Raw genomic sequence first — 18015 nt, forward strand, 5'->3', positions numbered from 1 at the left:
TCGATCGACTAATCGCCGAGAATGCGCTCCCACAGCAGTCCGTCGCGCCAGCTCCCGTCGAGGAGGATCGACGAGTGCGCCACGCCGTACGGGCTGAACCCGTTGCGGCGCAGCACCCGCTGCGAGGCCAGATTCTCCAGATTGGTGGACGCCTCGGCGCGATGCAGCCCGAGTTCGTCCGTCATCACCCGCAGCGCAAGCCCGACGGCGCGCCCGGCATGCCCGTGATTCCGGGCGACGGAGCCGACCCAGTATCCGACCGACCCGCGGCGCAGGTGGGGCTGCGGCAGGATGCCTCCGATGGTGACCTGGCCGATCACCTGACCGTCGGCGAGCACCACTCCCGGCCACACCGTCCCGGCCCGGTGAGCGGCCAGCAGGCCGTCGATCCGCTCCTCCTGGCCCGCCGGGGTGAAGAACTCGGGCGGTTGGGCGGGTTCCCACGGCCGGAAAGCGTCGATGTCGCGCATCCGATGTGCGGCGATCGGAGCGGCGTCCCCGGGCTCGATCAGGCGGATCGCGGTGCTGCTGCCCATGGGGTGGTGCTCCTCGCCATGCATCGGATGAGACGGCCGGTGCCAGGTGGGGCCGCCCGTGCGCCGCACCCTACGCCCGGCGGCCCGTCGAGCGGAACCGCGCCCGGGCCCACCGGACGCGCCTTCGGCGCCTCCTCGGAGGGGCACGTCGGGGGGATGGCCGATTCCCCGGACACGGCGTACGGGTTCGGCCGGGATGGCGGGGGTCCGCACCCGGACCCGACGGTCCCTCGAAGCCGCCTCGGCCTCGACTGCCGGGGATCACACGCACACTGCACGCGCGCAAACTGATTGATGAGTCAATTAAGGCGTACGATGCAGTGCATGGGTGAATCACCATGGGTGGACGAGCGTGAACAGCGAGCCTGGCGGAGCCTGATGAAGATGCAGGCCGGACTGTCCGAATACGTCGAGCGGCGGCTGCGCACCCGCAGCGGGCTGTCCACCGCCGACTACCACGTGCTGACACACCTGTCCGGGGCACCCGAGGGCCGCCTGCGGCCGTTCGCTCTCGGGAAGGCCCTGCAGTGGGAGAAGAGCCGCCTGTCGCAGCACCTGACCCGCATGCAGAAGCGCGACCTCGTCTGCCGGGAGCGTTGCGCCACCGATCAGCGCGGCGCCGTCGTGGTCATCACTCCGCAGGGGCGCGCCCTCATCGAGGCGGCTGCCCCGCTGCACGCGGCTGATGTACGCGATGTGCTGATCGACCACATGACCCCCGAGCAGATGGACCTTCTGATCGAACTGGGGGATCAGGTGGACGCGGCACTCGCCAGGATCGGACAGCGGCCGGAATGAGCGGCGTCCCCGTCCCGCGCGGCTGACGTCCGCCGGTGGCGGACGATCTCGCCGGCCTGTCCCCGCGCGGCTGACGTGGGCCGATGGCCGGTGGCGCCGCTGCCCGGTCCTGTGCGGTGAGTGCCGGCCGCCGGGGTGTTCAGGAGGAGCCGCGGTGCCCGCCCCCGAGAGGCCAGGCCTCGATGTCGCGGTAGTGGATCGGTCCCCGGCCGCGGCTCGCGTTGCTGCCGACCAGGTGCAGACGCTCGGCGAGCCACGGAGTGCCGCTGAATCCGGCGAACCCCGCGGCGATCTCCGCCGTCGAGGCCGGATCCCCCCGGCGGGCCCGGGCCAGTGTCAGATGGGGCCGCAGCGGCCGCTCCTCGAAGGCGATGCCGCACCGCTTGACCGCGGTCCGCACGTCTGCCGCGAGCATGTGCAGCTCGTCGAGTTCTCCGTCGATGCCGCTCCACAGCACACGGTCGTCGAAGGTGCCGCTGCCCCGCAGCGCCAGTCGCGGCGCCGGCTGTGCCGCGGCGAGGGCGGCGAGTGGCCGCAGCAGAAGCGGAACGGTTTCGACCGGCAGCTCGCCCAGGAACGCCAGGGTGATGTGCCAGTCCTCGATGCGGTTCCACCGCATCCGTGGGTGCGTGCCGTATGCGGGGCGCAGTTCCCGCGCGAGCTCCTCCTTCGCGTGGTCGGGCGGGGCGAGGGCGACGAACACGCGCACGGTCGCAGGTCGGGTCTCTTCGTTCACATCGGACTTCGTACCCCATGGCGGCATCCGCTGCGAAGTCCGGTGCGCCCCGGGGCGGGACGCGTGTGCGTCGTGGGCGGGGGAGAGGGGCCTGGTGTCGACATACGAGGGGGTGCGCGGGTTGCGTCGGCGGCGTACCGCCCAGGCTTGGACGGGTTCCTCGGTGACTTCTGAAAATGTGGGCAGTCGGAACGAGACGCAAGACGTTTGCGCACCGGACGTGAGGAGCCGCCATGACCACCTTTGTCATCACCGTGCCCGGGACTTTCGTCACCGGCATCACGGACACCTCCCGTGCCGCCCTGGAGGGGAAGCTCTCCGCGCAGCACACGGACGTGAGTGAGAGCGAAGGGCTGGACCTGCTCACCCTCAACGACGACGACACCTTCTCCATCCGGCTCGAAGTCGATGCCACCGACCGGTACGAAGCGGAGCTGGAGGCCGTGGGCCTCGTCTCCAGCGCGCTTCAGGAGACCGGCTACTCGGAGACGGAAGCACCGCTCGGATCACCCGCGGTCACCGGGATCGACAGCGACCTCTGACCGGCTCCGGGCCTCGCCGAGGAGATGACCGGGGCGGGCGCTCGTGCGTGGGGGCGATCCGGTGGTGCATCGCCGGGATCGCCCCCGGGGTACGGCCCGTCGCTGCGAGGTCCGGCACTGAGTACGCCGTCAGTGGTCCCCATCAGTGGTACCCGTGGACGACCGCGTGCCCCTTGCCGCGACCGATCATCCACTTGTTGACCGGGGTCGTGATCACGAAGGCGACCGCCAGCCCGCCCAGCAGGGCCCACCAGAACAGCCCGTCCGACAGTTGTGCCTCCATCGCACCCGGCACCAGCGCGATGATGCCGTTGTCGACGAGTTCCATCACCGCGATCGAGACGGTGTCGGCCGCCAGGGCGACCTTCAGGGCTCCCTTGACGCCGAGGCCGGCCCCGCGGATCGCGAACAGGGTGAAGGAATACCCGAAGACGAACGCCAGAGTGATCGCAAGGATCATCGTGGGCGCGTTGCCCCACGTCAGAGCGGTTCCGATGACCATCCCGAGGATCTCGCCGACGGCACAGCCGGTCAGGCAGTGCAGGGTGGCCTTCGCCGCGGAGCTCCAGGTGACGCCGACTCTCGGGTGCTCTCCGTGGCCCCCGTGGCCGTGCGCGGTCCCGGTGTGATGCGCACTGTGGTCCATGACCGTCTCCCATCGTGAGCTCGTCCTGCTCCGCTCCGGCGGATGCACAGAGGTGAACCATATACCCCAGGGGGGTATTCCCTCGGGGGTGGCGTGCGCTGCTCGGCAGGTCGTACGCACCTCCGGTGCGCGAAGAGGTGCCCCCGCACTCCGGCGTCGCGGGGGCACCTCTCGTCCACTCCTCCGGGGAGGAGCGGGGGTCAGGACGGGTTGTCGCCGTGCGTCAGGGTCTCCCAGGCCACGAAGAGGTTGTTGCTGCCGGCCGGCCGGCTCTGCTCGGTCAGCCGCTGGGTGTTGGTCATGGCGATGCCGAGGCGGTTGTGCAGGGCGTTGTAACCGACCTCGGTGACCGGGCCGAGGCCCAGGTGCAGCGATCCGCCGCACAGCGAGCCGGGCACCGCCTCGCCGAGCTGGTACCTGGACTGGAAGCCGAGTGCCTGACGAAGCCGTTCGCCGACGTCCGTGCCGTAGAGGTCCTGCCCCTGGATCCTGCTGGTCTCGGCGACATGGGCGATGGCCGAGATGCCGTAGCCGGTGTGCGTGAAGTCGCGGCAGGTCTCCTGGGTGAGGCCGGTGGTGAACGTGGACTGCCCCTGCCAGTAGTTGACGATCTTGGCGGTGGTGTCGAGGTTCTGGCTCGGGACCGTCTTGGGCAGGGCGCCGTCGGAGGCGAGGTAGACGTAGGCCGCCGTGCGCGTCCGGAACTTCGCCATGGCCTTGTCGTACGACGTCCTGTCCTCGAGGAAGACGGAGATGCCCACGGCGGCCTCCATCATCGACAGTTCCCAGTTGCCGTTGGAGTTGGAGCCGTTGATGACCTTGGGCAGGTAGACGTCACGCAACATGGTGGCGAAGCGGCCGGAGTTGGCCCACGACCCGGTGTAGGTGTACTTGATGATCTCGGCCGCCTTGGGCCACGAGGACCCGGCCCACCCGGTCTGGAGCGGGGCGTTGCTGTTGGTGTGGCTCTTGATGACCGCCGACCAGGCGTCCATCAGCTGGATGGACTTCTTCGCGTACCGGTCGTCGCGCGTGATGTACCAGGCGAGCGCGTGGGTGTACGCCGCGATCGCGTCCTCCCGCTCGTCCGTGCAGCCGTAGTTGGGGTTGGAGTACGAGCCGCACTCCACGGTGGCGCGAGGCGTGGGAGTCCGGTTCAGGTCGGCGTACCTGCTCGCCATCATCTGGTCGTACGCGCCCTTCCAGGGCTGGGCGCCGGCATTCACCTTGCCCCGGACGAAGTCCAGTTGGCCCTGGGAGACGGTCACTCCCGGGTGCGCGAAGGCGGTCGGCGCGGCCTCGGCGCGGTTGGCGCCGGGCCAGGAGAGGAAGCCTGCGATCAGAGCGACGAGAGCGCCGGCGGCGGCGACGATGAGGCCGGGGCGCCGTCCGGGGCGGCGTATCGCGGGGGTGTCAGGCATGTGGGGGGCCATCCGTTCCTGTATGTGAACGTTGCACTGGCTGATGAACACGCGCGCTGATCGGTGACCATAGGTACAGACCAGATCGCCGTCAAGGGCGCGAACTGAATGCGCCGCACAACCGCTGTTCAGCCGGATCTTGCGAGGAACCCCGGGTGTTTACGCCCGCCGGGTGCGGCTGACGGGGCTCGGGGACGAGGAGTACCTCTGGGAGCCGGTGGCCGGATGCTGGTCGATCCGACGCCGTGGCGAGGCGACGACCCCCAGGGCGTACGGACCCGGTGAGTGGGTGCTCGATCAGGGGGCGCCGGACATTCCGTCCAATGAGTACGCCGAGGTTCACGATCCGTTCGTCGCGGTGCTGGCAGGCGCCAACCTCGAATTCGTCCACCACATGGCGGAGATCGCCCTGCTGCGCGACCTCGCGCGGTCGCGCTTCGGCCCGCACGGGTGAACCCCGGGGGCGAGGGAGCCGGCCGTGACGGCGCCCTCGCCCCCGGGCTTCCGGCGCCCGGATCCCACGGCCGGCCGATCCCACGGCCCGGCCGCGACCTCACAGCGCGGCCGGCTCCCGCCGACCGGTTCAGACCGCGCGCTTGCGGGCCCCGGGCTTCTTGGCGGCGCGCTTGCTGTTCGCGGTCTTCTTCGCCGGGATGGAGGGCGACGGCCCGGCAGCCGCCGCGGCCTTCTTCTCGCTGCCCGAGTCGGCCGTGCTGAGGGCGCCGGAGCTGTTCTCCAGGTGCGCACGCACGAACCACTGGAACTGTTCCAGGGAACGCAGGTGCTCGATCAGCAGGTCCTCCGTGACGGGGTCGACGGACGCGGCCTTCGCGGCGGCCTTCCGGTGGTCCTCGATGATGCCGGTGTAGACGAGGTCCAGTGCCCCGAGGTGGGAGATGGCGTCGGCCCTGCCCACGCTGTAGTCGCCCCACGTCCGCTCGGCGACCAGGACGCCCGCCGTCCCCTGCGGCACACCGCCCAGCGCCGAGATGCGCTCCGCCGTCGAGTCCGCCATGTCCCGCACGGCAAGGGTCTGCGGGTCGAGCATCTCGTGGACGGCGATGAAGTGCGGCCCCGTGACGTTCCAGTGGATGTGCTTGAGGGTGAGCGCCAGGTCGTTGAGGGCGTGCAGGCGCATGCTCAACAGGTCGATGACCTGGCCGCCCTCCCTGGTGGTGAGGCCGGGAACGGTGTAGCGAGGGGTGGGATTCTTCGGCGACATGATGCTCCTGGGTGGACGGAACGCTCTACCGTCGTTCATCTCCCACGGGCGCCGCGGGTGTCACGCGGATCGGCGCCGATACCACTTGACCGGCCCTGTCGAACGCTTGCCGCGGCCGACGTCGCCGCGCCGTTCCCGCTCCCTCAGGGGGCGCGCCAGACATTCGCGAACGCAGAACTCTCGATCGACCGCCGCTGACGTACGGCCTCCAGTTCCATCACCGCGTCGTTCACCACGGCCAGTACCGTCGTCACGGCCTCGTCGTCCGGGGCCGGCTCGTCCTCGGTCTGCTCGCCCGGGATGCCGACGGCCGCGGCGAGAGCGACGAGGACCGGCTCCTCGGCCTCCCACCGGTTCAGGGCCCGGCGGCGGGAAGGCGTGTCGGCGAGTTCCAGGCGTTCCGCGCCGAACGACAGACGTCCGCGGTGCTCTCGTGTCAGCTCACCGGATTCCTCCAGGGCGGCCTGGTACGACGCCGCGAGATCGCGACCCCGTCGCCACAGCCAGTCCTCGACCCGTTCGTGGGGAGCCTGCCGGGTGAGCGCGGCCGACGCCTCGCCCAGCAGGTGGTCGTCGGCCGGCTGCCCCTGCTCCGCGGGGACGATGCGATCGCCGTCCAGAGCGACCGCCCGTGCCCCGATGAGATCGACCAGCTCGGCTCCCGCGAGCGCGAGCGACAGGTCACCCTGCCCGACCGAGTGCTTCGACCCCAGGTCCAAGGCGATGATGAAAAGGTCCTTCGCCGTAGTCATGCACGGCTCCCCTCGGCTTCGTCGGTGGTGTCACATCACCACCTGGTGGGCTTCCGCGTACGGAACACGCGGCGACCCGGCGTCGGACCGACCGCCCGCCACGCGTGCCGGGCACGTGTGGAGCGACAACCGGCCGGGCGGCCCCGGGATTCCCGCGGTGCCACCGTTCGTACGTCGCTCCAGTATTCCCGCTGACGGCCGAAGACGGGATGTCCGAAGGCAGGGCCCACGCCCTGCACGATCAGGGCTCGGGGACCGCGGGACCGACGGGCCGGTGGCCCTCCGGGAGCGCCGTGCGGCGCATTGCGGAGGGCCACCGGTGTGTCCGGGGGGCGCGGTCCGGGGCGAGCCCGCTTGTCAGGCCTTGTCCTGCATGGACCGGCGCGCCGGATTGCTCTGCTCCGAAGCCTTGGGGTCCTTCTCGCCCGCCTTGGCGCGTACGCCTTCCTCGATGCGCCGGCCGATCGACGCGTCGATGTTCGACCAGTACTCGAAGGCCCTGCGGAGAATGGGCTCGGTGACGCCGTTGAGGAGGTGACCGACGACGTTGTCGACCAGCCGGTCGCGCGCCGCGTCGTCGAGGACCTCACGCACCAGCGTGCCCGGCTGGCCCCAGTCGTCGTCCTCCGCGTGGTCGACGTAGGCCGCCCGGGTGATGTCCCCGTCGGCGTGCCAGCTCGGCGGGGATCCGTAGCGGGCGGTGTCGGCCGCCGGACCGCCCTTCGAGTTCGGGGCGTAGACGGGGTCGGAGGTCTTCCGGTACGCCATCGCCCCGTCCTTGGAGTACGTGCGTACCGGCGAGACGGGCGCGTTGACCGGGAGCTGCTGGTAGTTGGCGCCGATGCGGTAGCGGTGCGCGTCCGCGTACGAGAACAGCCGGGCCAGCAGCATGCGGTCCGGGCTCGGGCCGATGCCCGGGACCAGGTTGTTGGGCTGGAAGGCGGCCTGCTCGATCTCCGCGTGGTTGTCGGTGGGGTTGCGGTCCAGCGTCATCCGCCCCACCTCGATCAGCGGATAGTCGCCGTGCGGCCAGACCTTGGTGAGGTCGAACGGGTTGAAGCGGTAGTTCGCCGCGTCCGCGTACGGCATGACCTGCACGTGCAGCGTCCAGCTGGGGAACTTGCCGTCGCGGATGTGCTCGAAGAGATCACGCGTGTGATAGTCGGTGTCCGCCGCGGCCATCTGGTCACCCTCGTGCTGGGTGAACGTCTCGATGCCCTGATCGGTCTTGAAGTGGTACTTCACCCAGAAACGCTCGCCCTGCGCGTTGATCCACATGTACGTGTGGGAGGTGTAGCCGTTCATGTGGCGCCAGCTGCGCGGGATGCCGCGGTCACCCATCAGCCAGGTGACCTGGTGGGCCGATTCGGGTGAGAGCGTCCAGAAGTCCCACTGCATGTCGTGGTCGCGGAGGTTGCTGTCCGCGCGGCGCTTCTGCGACCGGATGAAGTGCTGGAACTTCATCGGGTCCTTCACGAAGAACACGGGGGTGTTGTTACCCACCATGTCGTAGTTGCCTTCGGTGGTGTAGAACTTCACGGCGAAGCCACGAGGGTCGCGCCAGGTGTCGGGGCTGCCACGCTCACCGGCGACGGTGGAGAACCTGACCACGAGCTCGGTCTTGGTCTTGGGCTGGAAGAGTGCCGCCTTGGTGTAGCGGCTGACGTCGTTGGTCACCTCGAAGCGCCCGAAGGCGCCGCTGCCCTTGGCGTGCGGCTGACGTTCGGGGATCCGCTCCCGGTTGAACTGGGCCATCTGCTCGATCAGGTAGGAGTCCTGCAGCAGGATCGGTCCGCCCGGGCCGACGGTGAGCGAGTGTTCGTCGCTTTCCACCGGGATGCCGGAGTCAGTGGTGGTCAGCTCGTGCGAGGTGTCGGTCACTTTCGTTCCCCTTCGCGGTGGGAATGGTGAGAGCGAAACGTCGGTAGGGACGGCGCGCGCCGGGCCCGTCGAATATCCGTCCGCATCGACGCCGGGCCCGGGCGTGGACGCCCGAACGAGACGCTACGCCGACAGGTGGCCCTCCGCTCTCCGAGCATGGCCGCACTTGTAACCCGGTATCAATGCGGTCAAACATGAAGAAGCGGGTCGCCGGAAACGGATGCTCCAGATCCTCTTCCGTGAGCCGGCTGCCGCTCGTGCCGCTGTCGGGAGAACGGGGGGCGGACCGAGGCCCGCGCACCCATGGCGGCCGATCCTGTCGGCAGGTTGCGGGCGTGGCGTCCGGCTCCGTGGACCGGGCACCGATCACACGCCGGCCGGCTGCATCCGGGCGGTCACGAAGCCGGTCCGCCGGTCCGCCTTTCCGGCGCGGGGGGCACGGCCCCCGCCTGGCGCCGGTCCTCGCCTCGGCCCGGCCGGTGACTCCGGCGAGGATCGCCGCTGCCCGTACGGGCAGCGGCGGCGGCGTGTCCGGAGGGCTTCCGGGCGCTCGCGGCGGGCGGCCTCACGGCAGGCGAACGACACGCCGACAATCGCGGAAGGCTTGACGTTGCCGTCATCTGGTGCAGCGCTTCGGGGGGTCCGGTTGACGGTGCCTCAGATCGATGTGAGAGATTGTCAGTCCTCTTGTGAAGAACCGATCGCCGGATCGGTTGCGAGAGGGGTGGCGGATGGCAGTCGCAAGGCCGAAGAGGCGTGTCAACGTGCGGCTGCGACAGCTGTGTTGGGCATACGGGACGTCGTGACGGGCGTCCGGGGTGGCGAAGCTCCGGTGATAGCATCCCGGCATCTGTGATCTTGATCCACTTGACGCAGATGCTGATTTGCGATCGGCGGCACGTTCTCCGCGTAACAGTGGGTGAACCGTGCCGATCGGCTGTGCTGCGGATCCTTGCGAGGTGTATCCGCAGCCGTCCGCATGCCATGCGCCGGGAAAGGTTTCCATGAATCGAGACGCACTTGTGTGGTGCTTGGTTGCGGTGGCGGCGATAGCCGTTGTCGTGATCGGGGCACTCGTCGCCCGCAACAGAGCGCTGGGGGCGAAGAAGAAGCATACCGAGGACGAACTCAGGCAGCAGCTACTCGCAGCGGACAGCCACCTGCACGCGTCACGCGCCGAGCTGCAGAGGTTCCGCAACGAGCAGGAAGCCACCCTCCGTGAGGCCAAGGAGGCGGCGGAGGAGAACACCAAGGCCGTCCTCAAGGGCGCGGCCAGCTTCCTGCAGAGCCTCGCGGCCGAGCAGACGACGCTGCTCGACGGCATTCAGCGCACGTACGGCGGGCACGCCGTCCTCAGCGACCTCCTCGACGTCAACCACGCCAACGCGCAGATGGCGCGCAAGGCCCAGGGCATCGCGGTGATGTGCGGTGCGCCCCTCGGCCGCCGTAACAGGCCCGCCAGCGTCTACGACGTGGTGCGCAGCGCCCAGGGACAGATCCGCAACTTCAACCGCGTCGCGATCATGCAGCAGACCGGTCTGGCGCTGAAGGCGTCCGCCGTCGCGCCCGTCGCCCTCGCCGTGGCGGAGCTGCTCGACAACGCCGCCAGCTTCTCACAGCAGGACGCACCGATCGAGGTGACGTTCCAGCGCGTCCAGAACAACCTGTGCATCGTCATCGACGACGCCGGCGTCAGCATGAACGACGAGGAGAGGCAGCGGGCCACCACGCTCCTGTCCGGAGAGGTTGCCCCCCGGCTGTCGCAGCTCGGGACGCAGCCCAAGTTCGGCTTCCCGGTCGTCGGCCTGATCGCACGCCAGTACGGCTTCAAGGTCGACGTCACCGGAGTCTCCCGATACGGCGGCGTCAGAGCTGTCGTCCTCTTGCCCGAGGAGCTGTGGACCATGGAGGAGATACCGCCCGCCCAGGAGGCTCCGGTCAGCAACATCCGGCGCACCTCCGAGAGCAGGCCCCAGGGCGCGACGTCGCGCACGATGCACGGTCTGCCCAAGCGTGGAGCACGCCAGGCGCCCATCGCGAGTGTCCCCGATCCGGACGCCACCTCGCCGGCGCCACGGAACTCGGGGGACACGGGACGCACTTCCGGGCGCAGCCTGGGGGCCTTCCAGCGCGGCACCCTCTCCGGCCGCAACCTTGACGCCACCTCGCTCGAAGGGTCCGAAGACGCATGACCGCAGACCTGTCGTGGATGCTCGAGGACATCGTGCACAACGTGCCCCGTGCACGGCACGCGGTCCTGCTGTCCGCGGACGGCCTTCCCCGCGGCGCGACGGAGGGCCTGGCCGAGAAGGACGTGCGCACCATCTCCGCCGCCATGGCCGGGATGCAGTCGCTCAGCCGGGCGACGGCCCACTTCGCCGGACCGGAGGAGGACCGGCAGTGGAACCAGACCATCATCGAGTTCTCGCACGGCTGGAGCTTCCTCATCGGGGCGGGGCAGGGCGCCTACCTCGCCGCCGCGGCCGCGCCCGACGTCGACATGCAGCAGATCTCCTTCCGGATGCACCGCCTCGTCGCCCGGCTCGGAAACAACCTCACCTCACCGCCGAGACTGAACGCCGAGGATGCGGGGGGTGCTCGGGAGAACGCCCCCCGGCGGCAGAACTCAGGTGACGCGGGATTCACCCTCGGCGAGCTCGACAAGGTGATGTCCGAGGTCAAGGGAGCGCGCCACGCGGTGCTGCTGGGAGCCGACGGCCTTCCCCGCGGCGCGACCAACGGGATGAGCCGCGACCTCGCGGACACCATCTCCGCGGCGATGACGGGCATTCACGCCTACAGCCGGGTCACGTCGCAGTTCGCGGGGGTTCTGGAGGACGCGGAGTGGCGCCAGACGGTCATCGAGTTCCAGCACGGATGGATCTTCCTGATGGCGGCCGGACCCGGTGCCTTTCTGGCCGCCGCCGCCGAACACGACTGTGACATAGAGGAGTTCACTACGCGGCTGCACGAGGTGGTTCCCAGGCTCACCGCGGCGAAACCGGCGAAGGGGACAGGCCATGCCTGACGGGCCCGAGCAGGACGAAGAGCTGGAACTGACGTCACCGTTAGTCCCGCTCTTCGTGATCACGAATGGACGAGCACTCCCTCCGGACCACGAGTACGAGCACACGACGCTCGTGACGGCGGCCGCGGAGGACGGACCGGTCGCGGCGCACACGCTGTCCCCGGAAGCGGGACAGGTCATGGACCTGGTCGCCGACGGCTTCCTGTCCGTGGCCGAGGTGGCGGGGCACACCCACCTGCCCCTGGGCGTCGTCCGCATCCTGCTGGCGCAGTTGGAGGAGGACAGCCTCATTCTCGTGAGGAGGCCGATACCGCGCGCCGAACGTGTCGACAGAGAACTGGTCAGCGCCGTGCTCGAAGGCCTGAAGAATCGATTCGGAGCGTAACGCGTGTACCTGGATCCAGACGTCTCCCACGCGGTGAAGATCCTCATAGTGGGGCACTTCGGGGTCGGCAAGACCACCTGCATCGGCAGTCTCTCCGAGATCGAGCCGCTGCGGACCGAGGAAGAGATCACCGAGGCCAGCGTGGGCTTCGACGACCTGTCGGGTGTGCCCCACAAGAAGACCACCACGGTCGCCATGGACTTCGGGCGGCTGACCCTGAGCGACACCCTGGTGCTCTACCTCTTCGGCACGCCCGGCCAGGAGCGCTTCAAGGAGATGTGGGAGGAGCTCTCCCGGGGCGCCCTGGGTGCGCTGGTCCTCGTCGACCCGGAGCGTCTGCACGAGTCCTTCCCCGTCCTCGACCTCGTCGAGCGCTTCGGCCTGACCTACGCCATCGCAGTGAACCACTTCGAAGGCACCACGGACTACCCGATCGACGAGGTGAGGGAGGCCCTGAACCTCACCTCCGACACCCCCGTCGTGAAGTGCGACGTACGGGACGAGACCTCCTCGGCGCAGGCCCTCATCACCCTCGTGCAACACCTCATGTCCCAACTCGCCTAGGAGCGCAGGAATGCAACAGCCACTCGACTCACAGATACCCCCCGGCTGCCCCGCGCACGGGAACATCCAGATGTACGGTCCCTCGTTCGGAGCCGACCCCGAGGCCCACTACGCGCAGCTCCGGTCCTTCGGACCCAGCGCGCCCGTGGACATCGCCCCCGACGTCCAGGCCGAGCTCGTCACCAGCTACGACGCTGCGCTGTACGTCCTGCAGAACCCCGCCTCCTTCGTGCGCGACTCACGCCGCTGGAACGCCCTCAACGAAGGCCGCGTCCCGGCGGACAGCCCCGCACTGCCCATGATGGGCTACCGCCCCAACGCCCTCTTCAGCGACGGTGCGGCACATGCCCGGCTGCGCCAGGCCGTTACCGACAGTCTCGCCACGGTCAACGAGCACCAGCTCATCAGGCAGACCCAGCAGTCCGCCAACTACCTGATCAGCCAGTTCAGTACGGACATCCGCGGCCAGGCCGAGCTCATGGCCGAGTACGCGCAGCCGCTGCCCCTGCTGGTCTTCAGCGACCTGTTCGGCTGCCCGCCCGAGATCGGTGACCGGGTCATCGCCGGGATCAGCGGCATCTTCGAGGGCACCCCGGGAGCCGACGAGGTGCTCGGCGGGGCGCTCACCGAACTGATCGCGCTCAAACGCCGCAGGCCCGCCGCAGACCTGACGACCCGTCTGATGGAGCACTCGGCGCAGCTGAGCGACGAGGAGGTGCTGCACCAGCTGGTGACCCTGCTCTCCGGCGGCACCGCTCCGCTGGCCGCGGCCATCGGCACCAGCAGCGCGCTGTATCTCGGCGAGGACTGGCAGGTCGGTCTCCCGGTCGAGGACGCCGTGTCCCAGACTCTCTGGAACTACGCGCCGATCGCCAACTATGCCGCGCACTACCCGACGCACGACGTCGAGCTCGGCGGCAGGGTGGTCCGGGCCAACGACCCGATCCTGGTCTCGTTCGCCGCCGCCAACACGGACCCCAAGCTGGCCGAGCACCGCGAACAGCTCAGTGCCAAGGCACACTTGGCGTTCGGCGCCGGCCCGCATGCCTGCCCCGCCAAGGACCCGGCGTTCATGATCGCCGTGACGGCCGTCGAGGCGCTGCTCAACCGGCTTCCCGACGTGGAGCTCCGTGTCCCGTTCAAGGCGCTGACCTGGGCGCCGAGCCCGTGGAGCCGCTCGCTGGTCACCCTGCCGATCCGCTTCTCCCCGCGGGCGGTTCCCCAGGCGGCCGAGCCGGCCGCGTCGAGCCCGGCCCAGGCGCCGCAGCAGCAGGCGACCCCCTCCGCGCCCCCCGTCACCGGGCCGTCGCGTACGGGCACGCATGCCGCACCGCATTCCAAGGGCGGCCTCTTCACCCGCTTCCTCGCCTGGACCAGGGGCGAGTGAGGCGAGAGTGATTTTAGTAACCTCCTGAGTACTCAGTGGTAGTGGATGCTTTAACGATCATGTGGGTATGCATGGCGGCTGGTCCTCAGAAAGGAGCCGCCATATGGGGGTTGCCACATCTCCGTCGTACGACCGCCGGGCGTCCGCCTCCCTCTTCTCCCGTCTGCGGACGGTCAGAGGGCAGGCCGACCCCTTCCCGATATACGCCGAACTCCTCGCGCGGGGAGAAGTGGTGCCCGCGCCCTGGGGCGGTTCCCTCGTCACGGGCTTCGCCGCCTGCGACCAGGTGCTGCGCAGTCGTGAGTGGCTGGAGCCCGACCGGAGCTGGCGGGAGCGCCAAGGACCCGGGACGCGCTGGAACGCGCCCTCCTCGCGCGAGATGAGCAACACGCTCGCCGCGCTCAACCGCCCGGACCACACCAGGGTGCGACGGGCCGCAGGCACCTTCGACCGGGCCACCGTGGAGCGCATCGGGCGCAACGTGAGCCGGACCGCGGATCAACTCCTCGACGCCTTCACGGAACGAATACGCACCGGCGAGGCGGACTTCTCGGAGCTGGTCTGCGAGGAGCTGCCGGTCGCCACCATCGGTGACTGGCTCGGGCTGCCGCAGGCGGACTGGCCCCGGCTGCGGCAGCTGACCCACGATCAGGTGTTCACGCAGGAACTGCTGCCCTCGGCCAGCCAGCTGGCACAGTCCGACGCCGCCACGGCAGAACTGCGCACCTACTTCATGGAAGTGGTGCGCGACCGGCGCTCCCGTCCGGGAGACGATCCCGTCACCCGGTGGATCCAGGCATGGGACGCGATCGAGCCCGACCGGGACAAGGCCGACGAGGCGGTCTACTTCCTGGTGCTCTTCGTCCTGCTGGCGGCCCTGGAGACCACCGCGACACTCCTGTCGACGATGACGCTGCGGCTCGTCGAGAGCCCGGACCGCTGGAACATGGTCGCCGACAACCCCGGCCTCGCGGTCGGCTTCGTCGAGGAGACGCTCCGCTACGACCCCCCCACCCACGTGATCAGCAGGGTCGCTTCACAGGACACCGTGCTGGGGGGCATCGAGGTCCGCCGGGACGAGATGGTCCACCTCATGATCGGAGCGGCGCACCGGGACCCGGCCAGACACGGTGACCCGGACCGGTTCGACCCCGGACGCACCCCGGGCCACCTCGCGTTCAGCGGCGGCATCCACTACTGCCTGGGTGCTCCGCTGGCCCGCCTCGAAGCCCAGACCCTCCTCCGTCAACTGATCCGGCGCCTTCCCCGCCTCACCCTCGTACGCCCCCCGTCGATGGCGCCCCGCGTGGCGTTCCGGCGCCTGCTGAACCTGGACGTAGCCCTCGCATGACCCACACCGGTCCCACCGCCGCACGCGCCCGCACGGTTCCCAAGGCCGTACTCGCCGAGCAGGACGGTCCCGTGCTGCACGTCCGCCTCAACCCCTGGGGGCAGGACGACACCCTGGACGCCGCCGTACTCGACGACCTCGCAGCCCTGCTGGACGACCTCCACGAGAGACCTGATGTCCGGATCCTGACACTGTCGTCACTGGGCACGGACTTCAGCCTGGGGGCCGACCGCGCCGAGTACCAGGAGGCCCTGACCGCCGATCCCTCCGGAGTGGCGCTGCGGCGCATCGCCGACAAGGCCCACCGCCTGTGCCAGGCACTGGAGAACACGCACGCGGTCACCATCGCCCGGCTGCACGGGCGGGTCATCGGCGCCGGCCTCGCCCTGGCCTCCTTCTGCGATCTGCGCGCCGGTGCCGACACCAGCCGCTTCCGCATGCCGGAGGTCGGCATCGGGCTGCCGCCCGCGTGGGGCGGAGCGATGGGCCGCCTGGTCTCCGAGGCGGGTGCGGCCAGGGTTCGCGAGCTGATGCTCACCTGCGACGTCTTCGACGCGGACACGGCCCACCGCATAGGGCTGCTCCACCGGACCGCGCCACTCGACCAGCTGGACAAGGTGATCGAGTCCTGGACCAGACCTCTCGTCCGACGCTCGCCGGAAGCACTCGTCCTGACGAAACGGATGCTTGCGGGCTTCGCACGGGCGGACCGGACGGCGGACGTCTCCCTCCTCGACTCCCATCTGCTGGCAGCCGCTCTCCACCAGCGCGCGAGAGGCTGACCCTCCCGGCACCGCGCGGGCATCCGGAGTGCCGTGGGGCCGGGGTACGAGCACCGCCGGGCGCCTCGTCGCGTCCGGCGCCACCGTGCGAGCGCCGGGGTGCCCGACCACGCCGTACGGCGTGGTCGGGCACCCCGTTCCGTGCTCCTGCTACGGGACAGCCCTTCAGCCCGCGTCCACGAGGAGGCGGCCGTCGGCCGGTACGCGTGAGGCGACGCCGTTGGCGTAGGCGGACTCCACACGGCTCTGTTCGGCGGCGTTGGGAACGGCGTTACGGCAGGCGGTGCCGGCGCTGGAGCCGGACATCAGCTGGGAGCAGGGGCCGGGCTTGGTGTCCGGCAGGCCGAGACTGTGGCCGATCTCGTGTGCGGCGATGCGGGTCCTGTCGTACCCCTGCGACACCGCCTGGCTTCCGAGTTCGACACGCACCTGGCCGCCCGGGCGCACCGGGCCGAGCGTTGCCTGGGGCCAACCGCTGGTGGCGACGATCAGGATCTCGGCCCGGGCGCCGGGAGCGGCTTCGACCAGCTTCACGTTGTCCACGTTCAGGTTCCACGCGGCGACTCCGGCGCTGATCGCCGCTTCCCAGCCCGCGGCCCTGCTGTCGTCGTAGCGGAGCGTCACCACGGCCGCCGCGCCCGAGGCGGTGGCCTGTTCCGGTGCCGGAGCGGCGTGTGACGCCGTCGCCGCGGCCAGGGTGAGTGCTGCGGCGGTCCCGGCTGCCTTGAGCCATAAGGAGTGCGGCATTGCTGTCCCTTCACTCGTGGGGGCCCGGCTCCGCGGAGCCGGGAGCGCGGGAGCGGAGCCGCACCGGTGAGGTCAGCCGGCCGCCCGGTCTCCCGAGGTCCTCGGAACTATGCCCGGCCTCGCTGGTTGGTCATGCCCCTGTCATCCAAGAAGGGCTGGAAAAGGCTCTGCGACTGCGTCCCGACGCCACGCCCGGAGAGCCAGGACCCGTACGGCTCACAGCCGCTCCGCGACTCTGCCGCTGCTGCTCCCGCCCCCGGTGTCCCGCTCTCCCGGGTCCTCGGGCGGGACGACGGGCCGCGCGGATGGCAGTTGAGGCGGCGGCTCACCCGACTGGACGCGTGCGTCGTGTTGTTGCTCCCTGGTGGGGGCCGGTTCCGCGATGTAGCGTCTCTGCCAGATGTCGTGGTCCGCTTCGCTTGCCCGCGCTTTGGTGCGGGCGTTTTGCTGTGTCGGCGCTGACCACGACACCCCGGGACCGCGAGGTGCGGGTCCGGATATGAACAGGAAGGCACAAGCATGGCCAGCGGGACTGTGAAGTGGTTCAACGCCGAGAAGGGCTTCGGTTTCATCCAGCAGGACGGCGGTGGACCGGACGTCTTCGCGCACTACTCCGCCATCAACGCCACCGGCTTCCGGGAGCTCCAGGAAGGCCAGGCCGTCACCTTTGACATCACGCAGGGCCAGAAGGGCCCGCAGGCGGAGAACATCACTTCTGCCTGATCTCGGCCGGGCGGAACACGCCCAGGGCCCCCCGGACGAGCGCCGGGGGGCCCGGTGACCGGATCCCGCCGCCGGCCCACAGACGCTTCCCGCCGACACGCGTCCGGGACTTCGCCGCTCCGGCGCTGTGCGACGTGGAGGGACGTCACCGACAGGACGTGATCAGGACCCGCCCTCCTCCTTGCGCAGGGCATCCGGCCTGTGCACCGCGGAGCGGCCGGACCTGTCGCTCTCGACCTCGTACTGAGGGTCGTCGCGTGACGCGTCCACCGTACGGCCCGCAGCCTCCGTGCGGCCGGTGATCTTCTTCTTCACCTTCCCCGTCGTCCTGTGGCCGTGGCTCTCCCAGGAGACCTTGTCGCCCCTGCTCGGATCACTCTTCTTCGACATGCACGTCTCCTCGCGCGGTCCGGATCGGCCGATCGGTGTGCCGGGCTGTTCCCAGGCCTCGTGGCGCTGTGGTGGGCCGGGTCCGCCCACCGCTCCGGACCGCTCCGGTGGGAGCGCCTCCACG

19 protein-coding genes and 1 pseudogene are annotated in these 18015 nt (G+C 69.9%); 11 read left to right on the forward strand and 9 right to left on the reverse strand.

The window, feature by feature from the left end:
* Window positions 1-8: 8 nt before the first annotated feature.
* Window positions 9-536: a GNAT family N-acetyltransferase gene (locus tag ACFYY2_RS02750; protein WP_388736045.1), complete on the reverse strand. Its 528-nt coding sequence runs from the start codon at window positions 534-536 to the stop codon at window positions 9-11.
* A gap of 324 nt (window positions 537-860) precedes the next feature.
* Here ACFYY2_RS02750 and ACFYY2_RS02755 point away from each other — a divergent pair, with 324 nt between their 5' ends.
* Window positions 861-1334 (forward strand): MarR family winged helix-turn-helix transcriptional regulator, encoded by a 474-nt coding sequence (locus tag ACFYY2_RS02755; RefSeq protein ID WP_388736048.1) that lies wholly within the window; start codon window positions 861-863, stop codon window positions 1332-1334.
* A 139-nt stretch (window positions 1335-1473) separates the two neighbouring features.
* Here the strand turns inward: ACFYY2_RS02755 and thpR are convergent, their stop codons facing one another.
* Window positions 1474-2070, reverse strand: a complete 597-nt coding sequence (thpR, locus tag ACFYY2_RS02760) for an RNA 2',3'-cyclic phosphodiesterase (protein WP_388736051.1) — start codon at window positions 2068-2070, stop codon at window positions 1474-1476.
* A 233-nt stretch (window positions 2071-2303) separates the two neighbouring features.
* Here thpR and ACFYY2_RS02765 point away from each other — a divergent pair, with 233 nt between their 5' ends.
* Window positions 2304-2612, forward strand: a complete 309-nt coding sequence (locus ACFYY2_RS02765) for a hypothetical protein (protein WP_388736054.1) — start codon at window positions 2304-2306, stop codon at window positions 2610-2612.
* Window positions 2613-2754: 142 nt separating this feature from the next.
* Here the strand turns inward: ACFYY2_RS02765 and ACFYY2_RS02770 are convergent, their stop codons facing one another.
* The gene (locus tag ACFYY2_RS02770; RefSeq protein WP_388736057.1) at window positions 2755-3258 is read right to left on the reverse strand and encodes a DUF4396 domain-containing protein; all 504 of its coding nucleotides are present in this window, start codon (window positions 3256-3258) and stop codon (window positions 2755-2757) included.
* Window positions 3259-3458: 200 nt separating this feature from the next.
* Window positions 3459-4679 carry an alginate lyase family protein gene (locus ACFYY2_RS02775; protein ID WP_388736060.1) on the reverse strand — a complete coding sequence of 407 codons (1221 nt, stop codon included), beginning with the start codon at window positions 4677-4679 and terminating at the stop codon, window positions 3459-3461.
* Between the two features lie 124 nt (window positions 4680-4803).
* On the opposite strand from ACFYY2_RS02775, the pseudogene ACFYY2_RS02780 reads away from it, so the two are divergent.
* Window positions 4804-5019, forward strand: a pseudogene (locus ACFYY2_RS02780) (hypothetical protein); the annotation flags it as partial.
* A 243-nt stretch (window positions 5020-5262) separates the two neighbouring features.
* On the opposite strand, the gene ACFYY2_RS02785 reads toward ACFYY2_RS02780, so the two are convergent.
* From ACFYY2_RS02785 to ACFYY2_RS02795, 3 genes are all read right to left on the reverse strand, one after another.
* Window positions 5263-5901, reverse strand: a complete 639-nt coding sequence (locus tag ACFYY2_RS02785; protein ID WP_388736062.1) for a Dps family protein — start codon at window positions 5899-5901, stop codon at window positions 5263-5265.
* Between the two features lie 143 nt (window positions 5902-6044).
* Window positions 6045-6653 (reverse strand): GPP34 family phosphoprotein, encoded by a 609-nt coding sequence (locus ACFYY2_RS02790; RefSeq protein WP_388736064.1) that lies wholly within the window; start codon window positions 6651-6653, stop codon window positions 6045-6047.
* Between the two features lie 357 nt (window positions 6654-7010).
* A complete protein-coding gene (locus tag ACFYY2_RS02795; protein WP_388736067.1) occupies window positions 7011-8534 on the reverse strand; it encodes a catalase in 1524 nt (507 codons plus the stop codon).
* A gap of 1004 nt (window positions 8535-9538) precedes the next feature.
* On the opposite strand from ACFYY2_RS02795, the gene ACFYY2_RS02800 reads away from it, so the two are divergent.
* The 7 genes from ACFYY2_RS02800 (at window position 9539) to ACFYY2_RS02830 (ending at window position 16031) form a co-directional block, all read left to right on the forward strand.
* Window positions 9539-10726 (forward strand): ATP-binding protein, encoded by a 1188-nt coding sequence (locus ACFYY2_RS02800; protein ID WP_388736070.1) that lies wholly within the window; start codon window positions 9539-9541, stop codon window positions 10724-10726.
* The gene (locus ACFYY2_RS02805; protein ID WP_388736073.1) at window positions 10723-11562 is read left to right on the forward strand and encodes a roadblock/LC7 domain-containing protein; all 840 of its coding nucleotides are present in this window, start codon (window positions 10723-10725) and stop codon (window positions 11560-11562) included. The genes ACFYY2_RS02800 and ACFYY2_RS02805 overlap by 4 nt, the downstream gene beginning before the upstream one ends.
* On the forward strand, window positions 11555-11947 hold the full coding sequence (locus ACFYY2_RS02810) for a DUF742 domain-containing protein (RefSeq protein ID WP_388736076.1): 393 nt from the start codon (window positions 11555-11557) through the stop codon (window positions 11945-11947). The genes ACFYY2_RS02805 and ACFYY2_RS02810 overlap by 8 nt, the downstream gene beginning before the upstream one ends.
* A gap of 3 nt (window positions 11948-11950) precedes the next feature.
* Window positions 11951-12511, forward strand: a complete 561-nt coding sequence (locus ACFYY2_RS02815) for an ATP/GTP-binding protein (protein ID WP_388736079.1) — start codon at window positions 11951-11953, stop codon at window positions 12509-12511.
* 10 nt (window positions 12512-12521) lie between these two features.
* The gene (locus ACFYY2_RS02820; protein ID WP_388736082.1) at window positions 12522-13898 is read left to right on the forward strand and encodes a cytochrome P450; all 1377 of its coding nucleotides are present in this window, start codon (window positions 12522-12524) and stop codon (window positions 13896-13898) included.
* Between the two features lie 103 nt (window positions 13899-14001).
* Window positions 14002-15249 (forward strand): cytochrome P450, encoded by a 1248-nt coding sequence (locus ACFYY2_RS02825; RefSeq protein ID WP_388736084.1) that lies wholly within the window; start codon window positions 14002-14004, stop codon window positions 15247-15249.
* Window positions 15246-16031, forward strand: coding sequence for an enoyl-CoA hydratase/isomerase family protein (locus ACFYY2_RS02830; protein WP_388736087.1), 786 nt, complete (start codon window positions 15246-15248; stop codon window positions 16029-16031). Before ACFYY2_RS02825 ends, ACFYY2_RS02830 begins: the two co-directional genes overlap by 4 nt.
* A gap of 165 nt (window positions 16032-16196) precedes the next feature.
* On the opposite strand, the gene ACFYY2_RS02835 is transcribed toward ACFYY2_RS02830, so the two are convergent.
* The gene (locus ACFYY2_RS02835) at window positions 16197-16778 is read right to left on the reverse strand and encodes a snapalysin family zinc-dependent metalloprotease (RefSeq protein WP_388736090.1); all 582 of its coding nucleotides are present in this window, start codon (window positions 16776-16778) and stop codon (window positions 16197-16199) included.
* 519 nt (window positions 16779-17297) lie between these two features.
* Here ACFYY2_RS02835 and ACFYY2_RS02840 point away from each other — a divergent pair.
* Window positions 17298-17501, forward strand: coding sequence for a cold-shock protein (locus ACFYY2_RS02840; RefSeq protein WP_327111533.1), 204 nt, complete (start codon window positions 17298-17300; stop codon window positions 17499-17501).
* A 162-nt stretch (window positions 17502-17663) separates the two neighbouring features.
* Here ACFYY2_RS02840 and ACFYY2_RS02845 read toward each other — a convergent pair whose 3' ends face one another.
* Complete coding sequence (locus ACFYY2_RS02845; RefSeq protein ID WP_388736092.1) at window positions 17664-17891, reverse strand: DUF2945 domain-containing protein; 228 nt, start codon at window positions 17889-17891, stop codon at window positions 17664-17666.
* Window positions 17892-18015 lie beyond the last annotated feature (124 nt).

Origin of the sequence: Streptomyces sp. NPDC001822 (genome assembly GCF_042892135.1) — a bacterium.
Classification (GTDB): Bacteria; Actinomycetota; Actinomycetes; order Streptomycetales; family Streptomycetaceae; genus Streptomyces.